Source organism: Serratia sp. LS-1 (genome assembly GCF_003719595.1).
GTDB lineage: Bacteria > Pseudomonadota > Gammaproteobacteria > Enterobacterales > Enterobacteriaceae > Serratia > Serratia ureilytica.
On sequence record NZ_CP033504.1, the window covers coordinates 2,251,682 to 2,266,507 of the forward strand.

The window sequence follows — 14,826 nt, forward strand, 5'->3', positions numbered from 1 at the left end:
CATAAGCTTACTTCAGGCAGCTCACGTACTGGCTTGACAACTGTGTCAGGAATTTCCCGTAGCTGTCCTTCCCCAGCGCGATGCCGATGCCCAGCGGGTCCAGCGTTCCGGAACGCACAGTGGTACCCTTGGCGACGGCATTGATTACGGCCGGCCTGAATTGTGGCTCAGCAAAAACGCATACCGCTTTCTGCTCAACCAACTGTGTTCGAATTTGGTGTAGGCGCTGTGCTCCAGGCTGAATTTCGGGATTGACGGTAAAATGGCCCAGCGGACTCAAACCGTAGTGTTTCTCAAAGTAGCCGTAAGCATCATGAAAAACAAAATAACCCTTACCTTGCACAGGCGTAAGCATGTTACCAACATTTTTGTCAGTTTGCGTCAGCAGATTCTCGAACTGGCGCAGGTTTGCGTCTAATTTGTCCTTATTTTGCGGCATAAGTTCCAACAATCTGTCGTGAATCGCGATCGCGGTCACTTTTGCCACCTCCGGCGACAGCCAAACGTGCATATTGTACTCGCCGTGATGATGCCCATGATCGTCATCAGCATGGTTATGCGCCTCGCCTGCATGATCATGATCGTCGTCATCTTCGCCTTTCATCAGCAGCGGCTTCACCGCGGGCAGTTCGCTGATGGCGAGCTTGCGGGTTGCCGAGATAGGCACCAGCGCCTTGGTCAGGAACGCTTCCATGTCCGGTCCGACCCACAGCACCAGGTCGGCAGAACGCAAACGCTGAATATCGGAAGGCCGCAGCGCGAAGTCGTGCGGCGAAGCGCCATCCGGCAGCAGCACCTCGGTCGGCGTCACGCCGTCGGCGATAGCCGAAGCGATAAAGCCCAGCGGACGAATCGTCGTCACCACCGCCGCGGAAGCGCTGCTCAGCGGGCCGGCCATCACGAGTGCGCTGGCCAGCAGCGTGCGCTGCAGCCATTTATTTTTCTGTGCCATCATCAGTAATCCCATCGTTTTCATCAACAAGGCGTGATATTATAACATTCGCTTCGTTCTGCAACCTGTAATCTCGAGATGTCTACACTGATAACGCTAAAAAATATCTCCGTCGCCTTCGGCAGCCGCAAGGTGCTGTCGAATATTTCCCTCAGCCTGCAGCCTGGCCGCATTCTTACCCTGCTGGGCCCGAACGGCGCGGGTAAATCCACGCTGGTGCGCGTAGTGCTGGGATTGGTAAAACCGACCGCCGGCACGCTGGAGCGTGAGCCCGATCTGCGCATCGGCTACGTGCCGCAAAAGCTGCACCTCGACGCTACCCTGCCATTGACCGTCAGCCGCTTTATGCGCCTGAAACCGGGCGTAAAGAAAGCCGACATTCTGCCGGCGCTCAAACGCGTGCACGCCGCCCACCTGCTCGACCAGCCCATGCAAAAGCTCTCCGGCGGCGAAAACCAGCGCGTGCTGCTGGCGCGAGCGCTGCTGAATAAACCGCAGCTGCTGGTGCTGGACGAACCCACGCAAGGGGTGGACGTCAATGGCCAACTGGCGCTGTACGATCTGATCGATCAACTGCGCAAGGAGCTGGGGTGCGCCGTGCTGATGGTCTCGCACGATCTGCATCTGGTGATGGCGAAAACCGACGAGGTGTTGTGCCTCAATCAGCACATCTGCTGCTCCGGCGCGCCGGAGGTGGTGTCGATGCATCCCGAATTCATCGCCATGTTCGGCAACCGCGGCGCAGAGCAGCTGGCGGTGTATCGCCACCATCACAACCACCGTCACGACCTGCAGGGAAGAATTGTCTTGAAGAAGACCGGGAGCCGCGAAGCATGATCGAATTGTTACTTCCCGGCTGGCTGGCCGGGGTGTTGTTGGCCGGCGCCGCCGGGCCGCTGGGCTCCTTTGTGGTCTGGCGCCGCATGTCCTACTTCGGCGATACCCTGGCGCACGCCTCGCTGCTCGGCGTCGCCTTCGGTCTGCTGCTGGACATCAATCCTTTCTATGCGGTGATCGCCATTACGCTGCTGCTGGCCCTGGCCCTGGTGTGGCTGGAGCGCCGCCCGCAGCTCTCGGTGGATACGCTGCTCGGCATTCTGGCCCACAGCGCGCTGTCGCTGGGGCTGGTGGTGGTGGCGCTGATGTCCAACGTGCGGGTCGATCTGATGGCCTATCTGTTCGGCGATCTGCTGTCGGTCACGCTGAGCGACATCGTGATGATCGCCGGCGGCGTCGCCGTGGTGCTATTGGTGTTGTGGTGGCAATGGCGCGATCTGCTGTCGATGACCATCAGCCCTGAGCTGGCGCACGTCGACGGCGTCAATCTGGCGCGGGCGCGCACCGTGCTGATGCTGGTCACCGCCTTGACCATCGGTCTGGCGATGAAATTCGTCGGCGCGCTGATCATCACCTCGCTGCTGATCATCCCGGCGGCCACCGCTCGCCGCTTCGCGCGCACGCCGGAGCAGATGGCGGGCATCGCGGTGCTGCTCGGGATGGTGGCGGTTACCGGTGGCCTGACCTTCTCGGCGTTTTACGATACGCCTGCCGGCCCTTCGGTGGTGCTCTGCGCCGCCGTGCTGTTCACGCTGAGCCTGTTTAAAAAACAGCAGGCTTGATTAAAACCGGGATATGACAAGGGCCGCATCTGCGGCCCTTTCTTATTGGCGGATTAAAAACTTACGCTTCGCGTTCGAGGCCGAAATGCCGGTAGGCGTGCTGCGTCGCCAGACGGCCGCGCGGCGTGCGCTGGATAAAGCCCTGCTGGATCAGGAACGGTTCGATCACGTCTTCGATGGTCTCACGCTCCTCGCCGATCGCCGCAGCCAGGTTATCCAACCCGACCGGGCCGCCGGTAAACTTGTCGATAATCGCCAACAGCAGTTTGCGATCCATATAGTCGAAGCCTTCGGCATCGACGTTAAGCATATCGAGCGCCTGCGCCGCCACCGCGCCGCTGATCACGCCGTTGGCGCGCACTTCGGCGAAGTCGCGCACCCGGCGCAACAGACGGTTGGCGATACGCGGCGTGCCGCGCGCGCGGCGGGCTACCTCATGGGCGCCCTCGTCGGACAGCTCCAGCCCCAGGCAGCCGGCGCTGCGCGAGACGATGTGCTGCAGATCCGCCACCTGATAAAACTCCAGCCGCTGTACAATGCCGAAGCGATCGCGCAGCGGTGAGGTCAGCGAACCGGCGCGGGTGGTTGCACCCACCAAGGTAAACGGCGGCAGATCGAGCTTAATCGAACGCGCCGCCGGCCCTTCGCCGATCATGATATCCAGCTGATAGTCTTCCATCGCCGGATACAGCACCTCTTCCACCACCGGTGACAGGCGGTGAATCTCATCGATGAACAACACGTCATGCGGTTCAAGGTTGGTCAGCATCGCCGCCAGATCGCCCGCCTTCTCCAGCACCGGGCCGGAGGTGGTACGCAAATTCACGCCCATTTCGTTGGCCACGATGTTGGCCAGGGTGGTTTTCCCCAGCCCCGGCGGACCGAAGATCAGCAGGTGGTCGAGCGCGTCGCCGCGCTGCTTGGCCGCCTGAATGAAAATCTCCATCTGCTCGCGTACGTGCGGCTGGCCCACGTATTCGGTCAACAGCTTGGGACGAATGGCACGATCGAGGACTTCTTCCTCGTTGAGCGGTTCGGCGGAGATCAGGCGATCGGCTTCAATCATTATCTACCTCTTAGCGGCCTTACAAAGCAGCGCGCAACGCGTCGCGGATCAGGGTCTCGCAGTCGGCACCCGGTTTGGCAATTTTGCTGACCATGCGGCTGGCTTCCTGCGGCTTATAGCCCAGCGCCACCAATGCCGAGACCGCTTCGGCCTCCGCATCCGCCTCAGGCGCTTTCTCAGCGGCGGACGGCAAGCTGATCTCGCTGCTGTTGAACAGATCGCCGTTGAGCCCTTTGAAGCGGTCTTTCATCTCTACCACCAGGCGTTCGGCGGTTTTCTTGCCCACGCCCGGCAGCTTGACCAGCGCGGTGATCTCTTCACGCTCCACCGCGCTGACGAACTGCTGCGCGGACATGCCGGACAGGATGGCGAGCGCCAGTTTCGGCCCGACGCCGTTGACCTTGATCAGCTCGCGGAACAGCGCGCGCTCTTGCTTATCGTTGAAACCGTACAGCAGCTGCGCGTCTTCGCGCACCACGAAGTGGGTAAACACGATGGCCTCTTGCCCCAGTTCCGGCAGCTCGTAAAAGCAGGTCATCGGCATGTGCACTTCATAGCCCACGCCGTTCGCCTCCAATAACACCAGCGGCGGCTGCTTTTCCAGAATATTTCCTCTGAGACGACCTATCATTTACCCTCCTGCAGAATGACCGGGCATGGCGCCCTGCCATGCCGTTGCTGGTAAAGCTTATAACATAAAAAAGGCTGGATGAATATCCAGCCTGAGCAATCATCGCTTCGCGTCAGCGCAAACGCCCGCGCGCCAGGTTAAGCCGACCTTCGCTCATCCGCAGCACGTTCTGGCTGAGGTGGCAGTGGGTGATGGCGATGGCCAGGGCGTCGGCGGCGTCGGCCTGCGGGTTGGCCGAGAGTTTGAGCAGCGAGCGCACCATGTGCTGCACCTGCGCCTTTTCGGCTGCGCCGGTGCCGACCACGGTTTGTTTGACCTGCCGCGCCGCATACTCGAACACTTCCAGATTCTGATTCACCGCCGCGACGATCGCGACGCCGCGCGCCTGGCCGAGCTTGAGCGCCGAATCCGGGTTCTTGGCCATAAACACCTGTTCGATGGCGAAGAAGTCTGGCTGAAACTGGGTGATGATCTCGCTGACGCCGGCGTAAATCAGCTTCAGCCGCGTCGGCATGTCGTCCACCACCGTGCGGATGCAGCCGCTGGCGATATAGCTCAACTGGCGCCCTTGCTGGCGGATAAGGCCATAGCCGGTGACGCGTGAGCCGGGATCGATACCGAGTATGATCGCCATATCTACATCCACCTTGCATGCACGGCGCCGCCTGATGGCGGCGCCCGTTTTACCGGATTACAGCGTCGCCGCCACTTCGTCGGAGATCTCACCGTTATGGTAAACTTCCTGCACGTCGTCGCAGTCTTCCAGCATATCGATCAGGCGCAGCAGCTTAGGCGCCGTTTCCGCGTCCATGTCGGCCTTGGTCGATGGGATCATCGACACTTCCGCCGCTTCGGCTTCGAAGCCCGCCGCGGTCAGCGCGTCTTTCACCGCGCCCAGGCTTTCCCAGGCGGTGAACACGTCGATGGCGCCATCGTCATAGGTCACGATGTCTTCCGCACCGGCTTCCAGCGCCGCTTCCATCACGCTGTCTTCATCCAGGCCCGGTGCGTAAGTGATTACGCCCTTCTTGGTGAACAGGTAGGCAACGGAACCGTCGGTACCCAGGTTGCCGCCGCATTTGGTGAAGGCGTGACGCACTTCCGCCACGGTGCGGTTACGGTTGTCACTCAGGCATTCGATCATGACGGCGGTGCCGCCAGGGCCGTAGCCTTCGTAGATGATGGTTTCCATGTTGGTATCATCATCGCCGCCCACGCCACGCGCGATCGCCCGGTTCATGGTGTCGCGCGTCATGTTGTTCGACAGCGCCTTGTCCATCGCCGCGCGCAGACGCGGGTTGGAATCCGGATCGCCGCCGCCCAGCTTCGCGGCAGTGACCAGCTCACGAATAATCTTGGTGAAAATTTTACCGCGCTTGGCGTCCTGCGCCGCTTTACGGTGCTTTGTGTTGGCCCACTTACTATGACCTGCCATAAAAAATCTCCGAAAAAAACTACTGGACTGAATTGATCACGAACTCTTCAATCGCCTGCTGATTGCTCCACGACTTGGTCAACTTCACGGCCTCGGCCGCCTCAAGCCATTGGTAAGCGTGATGCTCGGTAATCACCGGATCACGCTCCTCGGGCAACGCCAGACAGAACCAGTGCTCTTTATTGCGCGTGGTTCCCGGCGCATAGCGATGTCGCAAATGGACAAAGAGTTCAAACTCCACGCAGCGTTGGCAATCGAACAACGGCAGGTGCTCTGCTTCGATATCGATGCCGACTTCTTCCATGACTTCACGCCGCGCGGCATGCGGCGGCGACTCATCCTGCTCCAGACTGCCGGTGACCGACTGCCAGAACTCGGTATCGTCGCGCCGCTGTAACATCAGCACCCGACCACTGGATTTCGCGTAAATCACTACCAGGATAGATTCAGGGCGCTTATAACTCATCACTCGCTCTCTTGTTCCGCACCGGCTTTCTTTACCACGCTGATCGCCAGCTCCTGCAGCGACGCCGGGTTGGCGAAGCTCGGGGCGTCGGTCATCAGACAGGCCGCCGCGGTGGTTTTCGGGAAGGCGATCACGTCGCGGATATTGTCGGTGCCGGTCAGCAGCATCACCAGACGGTCCAGGCCGAAGGCCAGGCCGGCGTGCGGCGGCGTGCCGTACTTCAGCGCGTCCAGCAGGAAGCCGAACTTCTCGCGCTGTTCGTGTTCGTCGATGCCCAGAATGCTGAATACCGTCTGCTGCATTTCGCTGCGGTGAATACGCACCGAACCGCCGCCCACTTCGTAACCGTTGATGACCATGTCATAAGCGTTGGCGATAGCGTTGACCGGCGCTGCGGCCAGCTCTTCCGGGCTCATGTCGCGCGGCGAGGTGAACGGGTGGTGCATCGCCGCCAGGCCGCCCTCTTCGTCTTCTTCGAACATCGGGAAGTCGACCACCCACAGCGGCGCCCAGCTGTCGAGTTGGGTCAGCCCCAGATCGCGCCCCAGCTTCAGGCGCAGTGCGCCCATCGCATCGGTGACAATCTTGAAGCTGTCTGCGCCGAAGAACAGGATGTCACCGGTCTGCGCGTCGGTACGCGCCAGGACAGCTTCCAGCACTTCCGCGCTGAGGAATTTGGCGATCGGGCTCTGCACGCCTTCCATGCCGGCGGCGCGGTCGTTGACCTTCAGCCAGGCCAGGCCTTTCGCGCCGTAGATGTTGACGAAAGCGCCGTACTCATCGATCTGCTTGCGGGTCAGCTGTGCGCCGCCCGGTACGCGGATCGCCGCCACGCGGCCTTTGGCGTCGTTGGCCGGGCCGGAGAACACTTTAAACTCGACGTCCTTGACCAGGTCGGCCACGTCCACCAGCTCCAGCGGGTTACGCAGGTCCGGCTTATCGGAACCAAAGCGACGCATCGCTTCGGCGAAGGTCATGACCGGGAAATCGCCCAGATCCACACCCTTCACGTCCAGCCACAGTTCACGCGCCAGTTTCTCCATCACTTCACGCACCTGGTCGGCGGTCATGAAGGAGGTTTCGACGTCGATCTGGGTAAATTCAGGCTGACGGTCCGCACGCAGGTCTTCGTCACGGAAGCATTTGACGATCTGATAGTAACGATCGAAGCCGGACATCATCAGCAGCTGTTTAAACAGCTGCGGAGACTGCGGCAACGCGTAGAATTTGCCCTTGTGCACGCGGCTCGGCACCAGGTAATCGCGGGCGCCTTCCGGCGTCGCTTTGGTCAGCATCGGCGTTTCGATGTCGAGGAAGCCGTGGCTGTCCATGAAGCGGCGCACGAAGCTGGTGATTTTGGCGCGGGTCTTCAGACGCTCGGCCATTTCCGGGCGACGCAGATCCAGGTAGCGGTATTTCAGGCGCGCTTCTTCGCTGTTGACCTGGTTGGAGTCCAGCGGCAGTGGCTCGGAGCGGTTGATGATCTCGAGCGCGTGGGCAAACACTTCCACTTCGCCGGTGGCCATATCTTTATTGATCTGGCTGTCCGGACGCGCACGCACGGTGCCGACGATCTGGATGCAGAACTCATTGCGCAGGTCGTAGGCCTTGTCGAACGCCACTTTCTCGTCCGGATCGAAGAACACCTGCACGATGCCTTCGCGGTCGCGCATATCAATAAAGATCAGGCCGCCGAGATCGCGACGACGATTGACCCAACCACACAGAGTGACTTCCTGGCCCACGTGGGACAGATTCAACTGCCCGCAATATTCAGTACGCATACGCTATCCTTTTACACAGCCGATGCCGCGCCGGGCTAGTGCGCCCCTGTCGCGCGGCTGTTATCTGATAAATTCTACTTGTTACCCGGTTTAAAATCCGTCGCATACCAGCCGGTGCCCTTAAGCTGGAAACCGGAAGATGAAATCAACTTGGTCAACGCGGGCTGCCCACACGCCGGGCAGTCTGCCAGCGGCGCATCGGAAAATTTTTGCAATTTCTCTAACCGATGGCTGCAAGCACCACATGCATATTCATAAATCGGCATAGGTCGTTGGATTAAAGAGTGTTGAAAAAAGGGAGTCATTATAAAGGAAATTCATCCGCCCGATAAGTGCGAACACAGCATTGTTACTGCACTAAATGGCGCGTTTTTGTTCGAATCAACACATCGGTTAACAAATTTCCCATTAACCTGCGACAGTTTTTTCACGTAGCCTGATTCTCCCCCGGTTTTGCGCCGAACGCAGCTCGCCCGACGCGCCGAACAGTTTTTATCCACTTCGCAACGAGATGAAATCCATGCTGAAACTTGACGCCCAAACCACCGCTCTGGTGCTGATCGATTTGCAAAACGGCATTCTGCCCTACGCCGGCGGCCCGCACGGCGCCGACCAGGTGGTGGCGAACGCCGCCCTGCTGGCCGCGCGTTTTCGCATGCTGGGCGCGCCGGTGCTGTTGGTGCGCGTCGGTTGGTCAGACTCCTTCGCCGAGGCGCTGAAACAACCGGTGGATAAACCGGCTCCCGCGCCCGCCGGCGGTTTGCCGGCCACCTGGTGGGAGTTCCCCACGCCGCTGGCGGTCTGCGACAGCGATATTCTGATCACCAAGCGCCAATGGGGCGCCTTCTACGGTACCGATCTGGACTTGCAGCTGCGCCGTCGCGGCATCAAATCCGTAGTCTTGGGCGGCATATCCACCAATATCGGCGTGGAATCCACCGCCCGCGCCGCCTGGGAACACGGCTATGAGCTGGTGATCGCCGAAGACGTCTGCAGCGCGCAGAACGCGGAAATGCACCGTTTCGCGTTCGAACACATCTTCCCGCGTTTGGCGCGGGTGCGCGACACCGGCGAAATTCTTGCCGCGCTCGACCGGTAACGTTAAGTTGTAGCCTGATAAGCCAAGCACAAGTAAAGGAATACGAGCCGTGATCTACATCGGACTGCCACAGTGGCAACATGCAGCCTGGAACCGTATCGGGCTGCGCGACTTGGCGGATTACAGCCGCTACTTCAACTGCGTGGAGGGCAACACCACCTTCTATGCGCTGCCGAAGCTGGAAATCGTGCAGCGCTGGCGCGACATGACCGGCGACGATTTTCGCTTTTGCTTCAAATTCCCGTCGGACATCAGCCATAAGGCCGCCCTGCGCAACTGCGCCGCCGAGCTGCAGGCGTTTTACCACTGCCTGAGCCCGGTGCATCAACGCATCGGGCAATTGTGGCTGCAGTTGCCCGCAGCCTTCGGCCCCGATGAGCTGCCGCGCATGTGGCAGTTCTTCGAAAGCCTGCCGCAGGAGTTCACTTACGGCGTCGAAGTGCGTCATCCGGCATTTTTCGCCAAAGGCGAGGAAGAGCGCGCGTTGAATCAGGGGCTGCATCAGCGCGGCATCAATCGGGTGATCCTCGACAGCCGCCCGGTGCATCACGCCGCCCCCCATACCGCCGCCGTGTGCGATGCCCAGCAGAAAAAACCGAAGCTGCCGGTGCACGCGCTGGTCACCGCCGACCAACCGCTGGTGCGTTTTATCGGCGGCGACCAATTGGCCGACAACCTGCGCTGGTTCGAAGCCTGGCAGCAAAAACTGCCGCTGTGGCAGCAACAGCATCAACCGTATCTGTTTATTCATACGCCGGACAACGGCGATTCGCCCCAGCAAGCGCAAAAAATTTGGCAGCAGCTTCGCCGGGCGATCCCCGATTTGCCTGCGCCGCCGGACTGGCCAGAGCAAGATGCACTGTTTTGACCTATTAATCTGACCAATAACATCAAATATTTCCCCGCGACAGTGAATACAATGACGGCTATGATGCTGGCTGCCAGTTTTGGTTAGGGAACGGAGTTAAAAATGGTAAGCGCGCTTTATGTGGTGCTCGGCGCATTGTTGTTGATCAAACTCTCTTATGACGTTGTCAGATTAAGGATGCAGTACCGCGTAGCCTACGGCGACGGCGGTTTTTACGAATTGCAGACCGCCATCCGCGTGCATGGCAACGCCGTTGAATACATTCCTATCGCTGCTGTATTGCTGGTGATTATGGAAATGAACGGCGCAGAAATCTGGATGATCCACCTTTGCGGCCTGATGCTGATGGCCGGGCGACTGGTGCATTACTACGGTTTGCGCAACCGCGAGGTTCGCTGGCGTCGTTCGGGCATGGCCGCGACCTACATCTCTTTGTTGTTGATGGTTCTGGCAAATATCTTCTATCTGCCCTGGGATCTGATTTTCAGCCTGCATTGATCCCGTTTTATCATCAGGCGGCCGCGCCGCCTGCTTCCGCTCCGCTTTTTTACGCTTTTCTGTTAGACTACGCAGCTTCGAATTCTGAACTGATTTGCCGCTATGCCAAACCGCGATACTCTTTTCTCAGCCCCCATCGCCAAACTGGGCGACTGGACCTTCGACGAACGCGTCGCCGAAGTGTTTCCCGACATGATCCAACGCTCCGTTCCCGGCTATTCCAACATCATCTCGATGATCGGCATGCTGGCCGAACGTTTTGTGCAACCCGACAGCCGGGTGTATGACCTGGGCTGCTCGCTGGGCGCGGCGACGCTGTCGATGCGGCGGAATATCAGGGTGCCCGGCTGCACTATCGTCGCCGTCGACAATTCGCCGGCGATGGTGGAACGTTGCCGCCGCCATATCGACGCCTTCCGCGCCGACACGCCGGTAGACGTCATCGAAGCCGATATTCGCGACATCGACATCGAAGACGCCTCGATGGTGGTGCTGAACTTTACGCTGCAGTTCCTCGAACCTGCCGATCGCCTGCGCCTACTGGAAAAAATTTATCGTGGCCTGCGCCCGGGCGGCGCACTGGTGCTGTCGGAAAAGTTCAGCTTTGAAGACGCCGAAGTCGGCGAGCTGCTGTTTAACATGCACCACGATTTCAAGCGCGCCAACGGGTACAGCGAGCTGGAGATCAGCCAAAAACGCAGCATGCTGGAAAACGTGATGCTGACCGACTCGGTGGAAGCGCACAAGGCGCGTCTGCAACAGGCCGGATTCGAGCATGCCGAAGTGTGGTTCCAGTGCTTCAACTTCGGTTCATTGATCGCTCTGAAAGCGGGGGATGCGCAATGATCGAGTTTGGTGACTTCTATCAGCGGATTGCCAAGAGCCCCCTCAGCCACTGGCTGGATACGCTGCCCGCTCAGCTGAGCGCCTGGCAGCGCGAATCGCTGCACGGCAAATTCAAGCAGTGGTTCAACTCGGTAGAGCATTTGCCGACGCTGACTCCCACCCGTCTCGATCTGCTGCACGGCGTGCGCGCCGAGATGGAGCCGGGGCTGTCGCCGGGCCAGCTTGAAGGCATCGAGAAAATGCTGCGCACCCTGATGCCGTGGCGCAAAGGGCCCTTCTCGCTGTATGGCATCGATATCGATACCGAATGGCATTCCGACTGGAAATGGGATCGCGTACTGCCGCACATTTCTCCGCTGGCCGGCCGCACCATTCTCGACGTCGGCTGTGGCAGCGGCTATCACCTGTGGCGCATGATTGGCGCCGGCGCACACTTCGCCGTGGGTATCGATCCGATGCAGCTGTTCCTGTGCCAGTTTGAAGCCGTGCGCAAACTGTTGGGCGGCGATCAGCGCGCCCATCTGCTGCCGCTCGGCATCGAGCAGTTGCCGGATCTGGCGGCGTTCGACACCGTGTTCTCGATGGGGGTGCTGTATCATCGCCGCTCGCCGCTCGATCATCTCTATCAGTTGAAAAATCAGCTGGTGGCTGAAGGTGAGCTGGTGCTGGAAACGCTGGTGGTGGAAGGCGACCGTCACCAGGTGCTGGTGCCGGGCGATCGTTATGCGCAGATGCGCAACGTGTATTTCATCCCTTCCGCCGAAGCGCTGAAATGCTGGCTGGAGAAGTGCGGCTTTGTCGACGTGAAGATCGCCGATATGTGCGTCACCAGCCTCGAAGAGCAGCGACGCACTGACTGGATGACCAGCGAATCGTTGGCCGAATTCCTCGATCCGAACGATCGCAGTAAAACGGTCGAAGGCTATCCGGCGCCGCTGCGCGCCGTGCTGACCGCCAAAAAGCCCTAGCGCACGCTAATCGGGCCGGCCTGCGCCGGCCCACCGTCACCCGTTACTGACATCGACAATCCGCAGTTCATAAACCATCGTCGCGTTTGGCGGGATCTGCGGCGCATAGCCAGTTTCACCGTACGCCAACGCCGGCGGCACCACCATCGTGAGCGAGCCGTGATTTTTCAGATGGCCGATAGCCTCGCGGAACAACGGCGGATAGGCGGAGAGCGGCTGGGACATCACCTTCCCACTGCGATCCATATCCTGAATCACGCGACCGTCGGTTAAACTTTCTTTCACCACGATATCCACCCGCGCGTTTTCCGTAATGGCTTCATCACCCGCATAATCGATGCGATACCAGAAACCGGAAGGCGACTTCTGCGTGCCCTTCTTCTTTTGGAACTCGGCAACGAACGCCTCACCTTTGCTGGCCTGCGTCTTCGCCGCCTGGTTTCTGGCGTCGTTCACCGCTTTTTCCGACTCCGCCAGTGCGCTGGTCAACTGCGCATCGCTCAACTGGTAATGGCCGTTGAAGGTATCGATCACGCCCGCCAGCAGCGCGGTTTTGTCGGGCGTGATACCCCAATTTTTACGTTCCGCCAGCATCGTTTGAATATCGCGCCCCAAAGCGACACCGGCGGCATAGCTCTGTTGCTCCGGCTTTTTCTTCAGCGCTTGCCTATCCGGCAGCCATTTGGCCCGCGATCTCAGCCCGTCCAGTTCCTCACGCAAGGCTTGCTGCGCCTGATGCGCGGCCGCCAGCTCCGTCGCCGTTTTATCCGCCTGTTGCGCCGCTTTATCCCGTTGCTGCGCAGCCTGCGCGCTTTCCGCCGTCAGCGCCGCCAAACGTTGTTCCAACGCTTTAGCTTGTTCGGTTTGCGTCTTGTTTTTTTCCTGCAGCTGCGCCAGCTGCAGCTGAAGTTCACCCGCCGCTTTGGCGGCCTCGATCTTTTGTTGCTCCAGCGCCATCTTCAGGTTTTTCTCTTGCTGCTCGGCCTGCTGGCGTTGGTCATCACGCTCTTTTTGCAGCGCTGCCAACTGCTGCTGAAGTTCGCCCGCCGTTTTGGCGGCCTCGGCCTTTTGCTGCTCGAGCGCCATCTTCAGGTTTTTCTCTTGCTGCCCACCCTGCTGGCGTTGGCTTTCCTGCTCTTTTTGCAACTGCGCCAATTGTTGTTGCAGTACGCCGAGCGCCTTGGCGGCTTCGGCCTTCTGCTGTTCCAGTTCAGCGGCGGCCGCTTTTCGGTCCTGTTCATAACGCTGGCGCGCTTTATCGTTGGCAGCCTGCGCCGCCGCCAGTTTCTCCTGCCAAACCTGTTGCTGCGCGTTATCAGACTGTTTTGGCAACGCCGCCAACCGTTGCTCCAGCGATGCGATGCGTCGATCCCGCTCCTCGGTTTGCTGCTTTTGCCGCGCTAACGCCGCTTGCGCCTCGGTGATTTGCGCCTGAGCCTTACGCTCCTGCGGCGTCAGGTTCAGCGCCTGTCGCACGCCGCTGGCAAAGTCGCTCAACGCGCTCAGATCGGGCGCCGGAGCCGGTTTATCGGCAGCCGCCAGGGAAGACGCGACGCGCAACGCGGTCAGCTCCTGCTGCAGTGATTGAATGGAAGCCTGCTGTTGCTCCAGTCGGGCATCTTTCTCGCGCAGCGCCTTTTGCCACTGCGCCAGCTGCTGCTTCTTCGCCGTCGCCTCACGCGTTTGAACCTGGCGGGATGCCGACTTCTGGGGGGCCTGGGGTTGCGTGACGGCGGCATCAGCCTCCGCGGCCGGTGCATCCTGCCGCTGGTAGCGCTCGGCAAACTGCAATAACGCCGGCACATCGTCATCCGCAGCGGCCACCGCCGGCGCAAACGCCAACGGTATCATCAGGCTCAGTAACGCCTTTCTCGCACGCGGGGTCATTGGGTGCGCTCTCCACGCTCAGCCAGACCGGTCATCATGGCAGAACTGATGTCTGCGCACAGACGGCTGGTGCGATAACGATACAGGGCGTCAACGGTTTCCTGCGTCCCCGTGTTGACCCGCTGACGCACCCCGGCATACTGCGCGGCGCCGCCCATCAAAGCATCGAATTCGCGTTTGAATTTTTGGTATTTTTCGTTATCCATGCCGCGCATGGCATCCAGCTCGCGCTGGCACTGCTGCATGCGTTCGGCCTCACGTTGCCGTTTGTCTTGCTCCGCAATTTCTTCTGCGCTGGGGGGCTTACTTAAGGTAGAAACAGGCCGCTTGGTGGTCTGGCAGCCGGTCAGGGCCAAGGTCAGCAAAAGCGCAGCGGTCCAACAGTGTGCCGTTCGGGTCATTATCGTTATCTCCTTGTAAAGTCCGCCGTCGATGTGCTCTGTGGCTGCGCCGACGGCTCTCCTCATTGGTGCTGTGATGTTCCGGCCATAAAAACCGGCGGTGAACAGGTATAAAATGCAGACGCGATAATGAGCGGCAGAGCGCAAATCATTCACCACGCCAATACATACCAAAAAATCATTTAATATTATGATATTTAAATGATTTTAACTCATAAACTTATCAGCAGGGCATGACGAGCGCAAGAGAAGAGATGGCGCCTGACCGACCGATAAACAGCGCAGGAACGGGCGCGGTGTCTTTAC

The 14,826-nt window shown here is 59.7% G+C and carries 17 protein-coding genes; 7 read left to right on the plus strand and 10 right to left on the minus strand.

What is annotated here, in order from left to right:
- Positions 1-7 precede the first annotated feature (7 nt).
- Positions 8-952 carry a zinc ABC transporter substrate-binding protein ZnuA gene (znuA, locus tag EDY99_RS10880; RefSeq protein WP_033644289.1) on the minus strand — a complete coding sequence of 315 codons (945 nt, stop codon included), beginning with the start codon at positions 950-952 and terminating at the stop codon, positions 8-10.
- Positions 953-1,030: 78 nt separating this feature from the next.
- On the opposite strand from znuA, the gene znuC reads away from it, so the two are divergent.
- Positions 1,031-1,789 (plus strand): zinc ABC transporter ATP-binding protein ZnuC, encoded by a 759-nt coding sequence (gene znuC, locus EDY99_RS10885; RefSeq protein ID WP_004932357.1) that lies wholly within the window; start codon positions 1,031-1,033, stop codon positions 1,787-1,789.
- The gene (gene znuB / locus EDY99_RS10890) at positions 1,786-2,571 is read left to right on the plus strand and encodes a zinc ABC transporter permease subunit ZnuB (protein WP_033643351.1); all 786 of its coding nucleotides are present in this window, start codon (positions 1,786-1,788) and stop codon (positions 2,569-2,571) included. Before znuC ends, znuB begins: the two co-directional genes overlap by 4 nt.
- A 61-nt stretch (positions 2,572-2,632) precedes the next feature.
- Here znuB and ruvB read toward each other — a convergent pair whose 3' ends face one another.
- The 7 genes from ruvB to EDY99_RS10925 all read right to left on the minus strand — a co-directional run bounded on the left by ruvB (position 2,633) and on the right by EDY99_RS10925 (position 8,258).
- On the minus strand, positions 2,633-3,637 hold the full coding sequence (ruvB, locus tag EDY99_RS10895; protein WP_033643352.1) for a Holliday junction branch migration DNA helicase RuvB: 1,005 nt from the start codon (positions 3,635-3,637) through the stop codon (positions 2,633-2,635).
- Positions 3,638-3,656: 19 nt separating this feature from the next.
- Positions 3,657-4,268, minus strand: a complete 612-nt coding sequence (gene ruvA / locus EDY99_RS10900) for a Holliday junction branch migration protein RuvA (protein WP_033643353.1) — start codon at positions 4,266-4,268, stop codon at positions 3,657-3,659.
- A 112-nt stretch (positions 4,269-4,380) separates the two neighbouring features.
- Positions 4,381-4,902: a crossover junction endodeoxyribonuclease RuvC gene (gene ruvC, locus EDY99_RS10905; RefSeq protein ID WP_004932367.1), complete on the minus strand. Its 522-nt coding sequence runs from the start codon at positions 4,900-4,902 to the stop codon at positions 4,381-4,383.
- Positions 4,903-4,959: 57 nt separating this feature from the next.
- Entirely contained in the window at positions 4,960-5,703 is a 744-nt protein-coding gene (locus EDY99_RS10910; protein ID WP_004932370.1) for a YebC/PmpR family DNA-binding transcriptional regulator, read from the minus strand.
- 19 nt (positions 5,704-5,722) lie between these two features.
- Complete coding sequence (gene nudB, locus EDY99_RS10915) at positions 5,723-6,169, minus strand: dihydroneopterin triphosphate diphosphatase (RefSeq protein WP_004932373.1); 447 nt, start codon at positions 6,167-6,169, stop codon at positions 5,723-5,725.
- Positions 6,169-7,953: an aspartate--tRNA ligase gene (aspS, locus tag EDY99_RS10920; RefSeq protein WP_033643354.1), complete on the minus strand. Its 1,785-nt coding sequence runs from the start codon at positions 7,951-7,953 to the stop codon at positions 6,169-6,171. Before aspS ends, nudB begins: the two co-directional genes overlap by 1 nt.
- Positions 7,954-8,027: 74 nt before the next feature.
- Positions 8,028-8,258, minus strand: coding sequence for a zinc ribbon domain-containing protein (locus EDY99_RS10925; protein ID WP_332105104.1), 231 nt, complete (start codon positions 8,256-8,258; stop codon positions 8,028-8,030).
- Between the two features lie 215 nt (positions 8,259-8,473).
- On the opposite strand from EDY99_RS10925, the gene EDY99_RS10930 reads away from it, so the two are divergent.
- The 5 genes from EDY99_RS10930 to cmoB all read left to right on the plus strand — a co-directional run bounded on the left by EDY99_RS10930 (position 8,474) and on the right by cmoB (position 12,232).
- Positions 8,474-9,052 carry a hydrolase gene (locus EDY99_RS10930; RefSeq protein ID WP_094142736.1) on the plus strand — a complete coding sequence of 193 codons (579 nt, stop codon included), beginning with the start codon at positions 8,474-8,476 and terminating at the stop codon, positions 9,050-9,052.
- 52 nt (positions 9,053-9,104) lie between these two features.
- The gene (locus EDY99_RS10935; RefSeq protein WP_123062171.1) at positions 9,105-9,920 is read left to right on the plus strand and encodes a DUF72 domain-containing protein; all 816 of its coding nucleotides are present in this window, start codon (positions 9,105-9,107) and stop codon (positions 9,918-9,920) included.
- Between the two features lie 102 nt (positions 9,921-10,022).
- Positions 10,023-10,418 (plus strand): MAPEG family protein, encoded by a 396-nt coding sequence (locus EDY99_RS10940; protein WP_004932387.1) that lies wholly within the window; start codon positions 10,023-10,025, stop codon positions 10,416-10,418.
- A 102-nt stretch (positions 10,419-10,520) separates the two neighbouring features.
- Positions 10,521-11,264, plus strand: coding sequence for a carboxy-S-adenosyl-L-methionine synthase CmoA (gene cmoA, locus EDY99_RS10945; RefSeq protein ID WP_033650946.1), 744 nt, complete (start codon positions 10,521-10,523; stop codon positions 11,262-11,264).
- On the plus strand, positions 11,261-12,232 hold the full coding sequence (cmoB, locus tag EDY99_RS10950) for a tRNA 5-methoxyuridine(34)/uridine 5-oxyacetic acid(34) synthase CmoB (protein ID WP_033643358.1): 972 nt from the start codon (positions 11,261-11,263) through the stop codon (positions 12,230-12,232). The genes cmoA and cmoB overlap by 4 nt, the downstream gene beginning before the upstream one ends.
- 36 nt (positions 12,233-12,268) lie before the next feature.
- Here the strand turns inward: cmoB and EDY99_RS10955 are convergent, their stop codons facing one another.
- Together EDY99_RS10955 and EDY99_RS10960 are read right to left on the minus strand one after the other, a co-directional pair.
- Positions 12,269-14,119 (minus strand): FKBP-type peptidyl-prolyl cis-trans isomerase N-terminal domain-containing protein, encoded by a 1,851-nt coding sequence (locus EDY99_RS10955; RefSeq protein WP_123061747.1) that lies wholly within the window; start codon positions 14,117-14,119, stop codon positions 12,269-12,271.
- Positions 14,116-14,520, minus strand: a complete 405-nt coding sequence (locus EDY99_RS10960; RefSeq protein WP_089197138.1) for a hypothetical protein — start codon at positions 14,518-14,520, stop codon at positions 14,116-14,118. Before EDY99_RS10960 ends, EDY99_RS10955 begins: the two co-directional genes overlap by 4 nt.
- Between the last annotated feature and the right edge of the window lie 306 nt (positions 14,521-14,826).

What these genes read in the sequence shown, in the direction of transcription:
- EDY99_RS10955 (WP_123061747.1), bottom strand. Translation starts at nt 14,119, where the DNA reads ATGACCCCGCGTGCGAGAAAGGCGTTACTGAGCCTGATGATACCGTTG.
- EDY99_RS10925 (WP_332105104.1), bottom strand. Translation starts at nt 8,258, where the DNA reads ATGACTCCCTTTTTTCAACACTCTTTAATCCAACGACCTATGCCGATT.
- EDY99_RS10930 (WP_094142736.1), top strand. Translation starts at nt 8,474, where the DNA reads ATGCTGAAACTTGACGCCCAAACCACCGCTCTGGTGCTGATCGATTTG.
- ruvA (WP_033643353.1), bottom strand. Translation starts at nt 4,268, where the DNA reads ATGATAGGTCGTCTCAGAGGAAATATTCTGGAAAAGCAGCCGCCGCTG.
- EDY99_RS10910 (WP_004932370.1), bottom strand. Translation starts at nt 5,703, where the DNA reads ATGGCAGGTCATAGTAAGTGGGCCAACACAAAGCACCGTAAAGCGGCG.
- EDY99_RS10940 (WP_004932387.1), top strand. Translation starts at nt 10,023, where the DNA reads ATGGTAAGCGCGCTTTATGTGGTGCTCGGCGCATTGTTGTTGATCAAA.
- EDY99_RS10960 (WP_089197138.1), bottom strand. Translation starts at nt 14,520, where the DNA reads ATGACCCGAACGGCACACTGTTGGACCGCTGCGCTTTTGCTGACCTTG.
- cmoA (WP_033650946.1), top strand. Translation starts at nt 10,521, where the DNA reads ATGCCAAACCGCGATACTCTTTTCTCAGCCCCCATCGCCAAACTGGGC.
- znuB (WP_033643351.1), top strand. Translation starts at nt 1,786, where the DNA reads ATGATCGAATTGTTACTTCCCGGCTGGCTGGCCGGGGTGTTGTTGGCC.
- ruvC (WP_004932367.1), bottom strand. Translation starts at nt 4,902, where the DNA reads ATGGCGATCATACTCGGTATCGATCCCGGCTCACGCGTCACCGGCTAT.
- aspS (WP_033643354.1), bottom strand. Translation starts at nt 7,953, where the DNA reads ATGCGTACTGAATATTGCGGGCAGTTGAATCTGTCCCACGTGGGCCAG.
- znuC (WP_004932357.1), top strand. Translation starts at nt 1,031, where the DNA reads ATGTCTACACTGATAACGCTAAAAAATATCTCCGTCGCCTTCGGCAGC.
- nudB (WP_004932373.1), bottom strand. Translation starts at nt 6,169, where the DNA reads ATGAGTTATAAGCGCCCTGAATCTATCCTGGTAGTGATTTACGCGAAA.
- znuA (WP_033644289.1), bottom strand. Translation starts at nt 952, where the DNA reads ATGGCACAGAAAAATAAATGGCTGCAGCGCACGCTGCTGGCCAGCGCA.
- cmoB (WP_033643358.1), top strand. Translation starts at nt 11,261, where the DNA reads ATGATCGAGTTTGGTGACTTCTATCAGCGGATTGCCAAGAGCCCCCTC.
- ruvB (WP_033643352.1), bottom strand. Translation starts at nt 3,637, where the DNA reads ATGATTGAAGCCGATCGCCTGATCTCCGCCGAACCGCTCAACGAGGAA.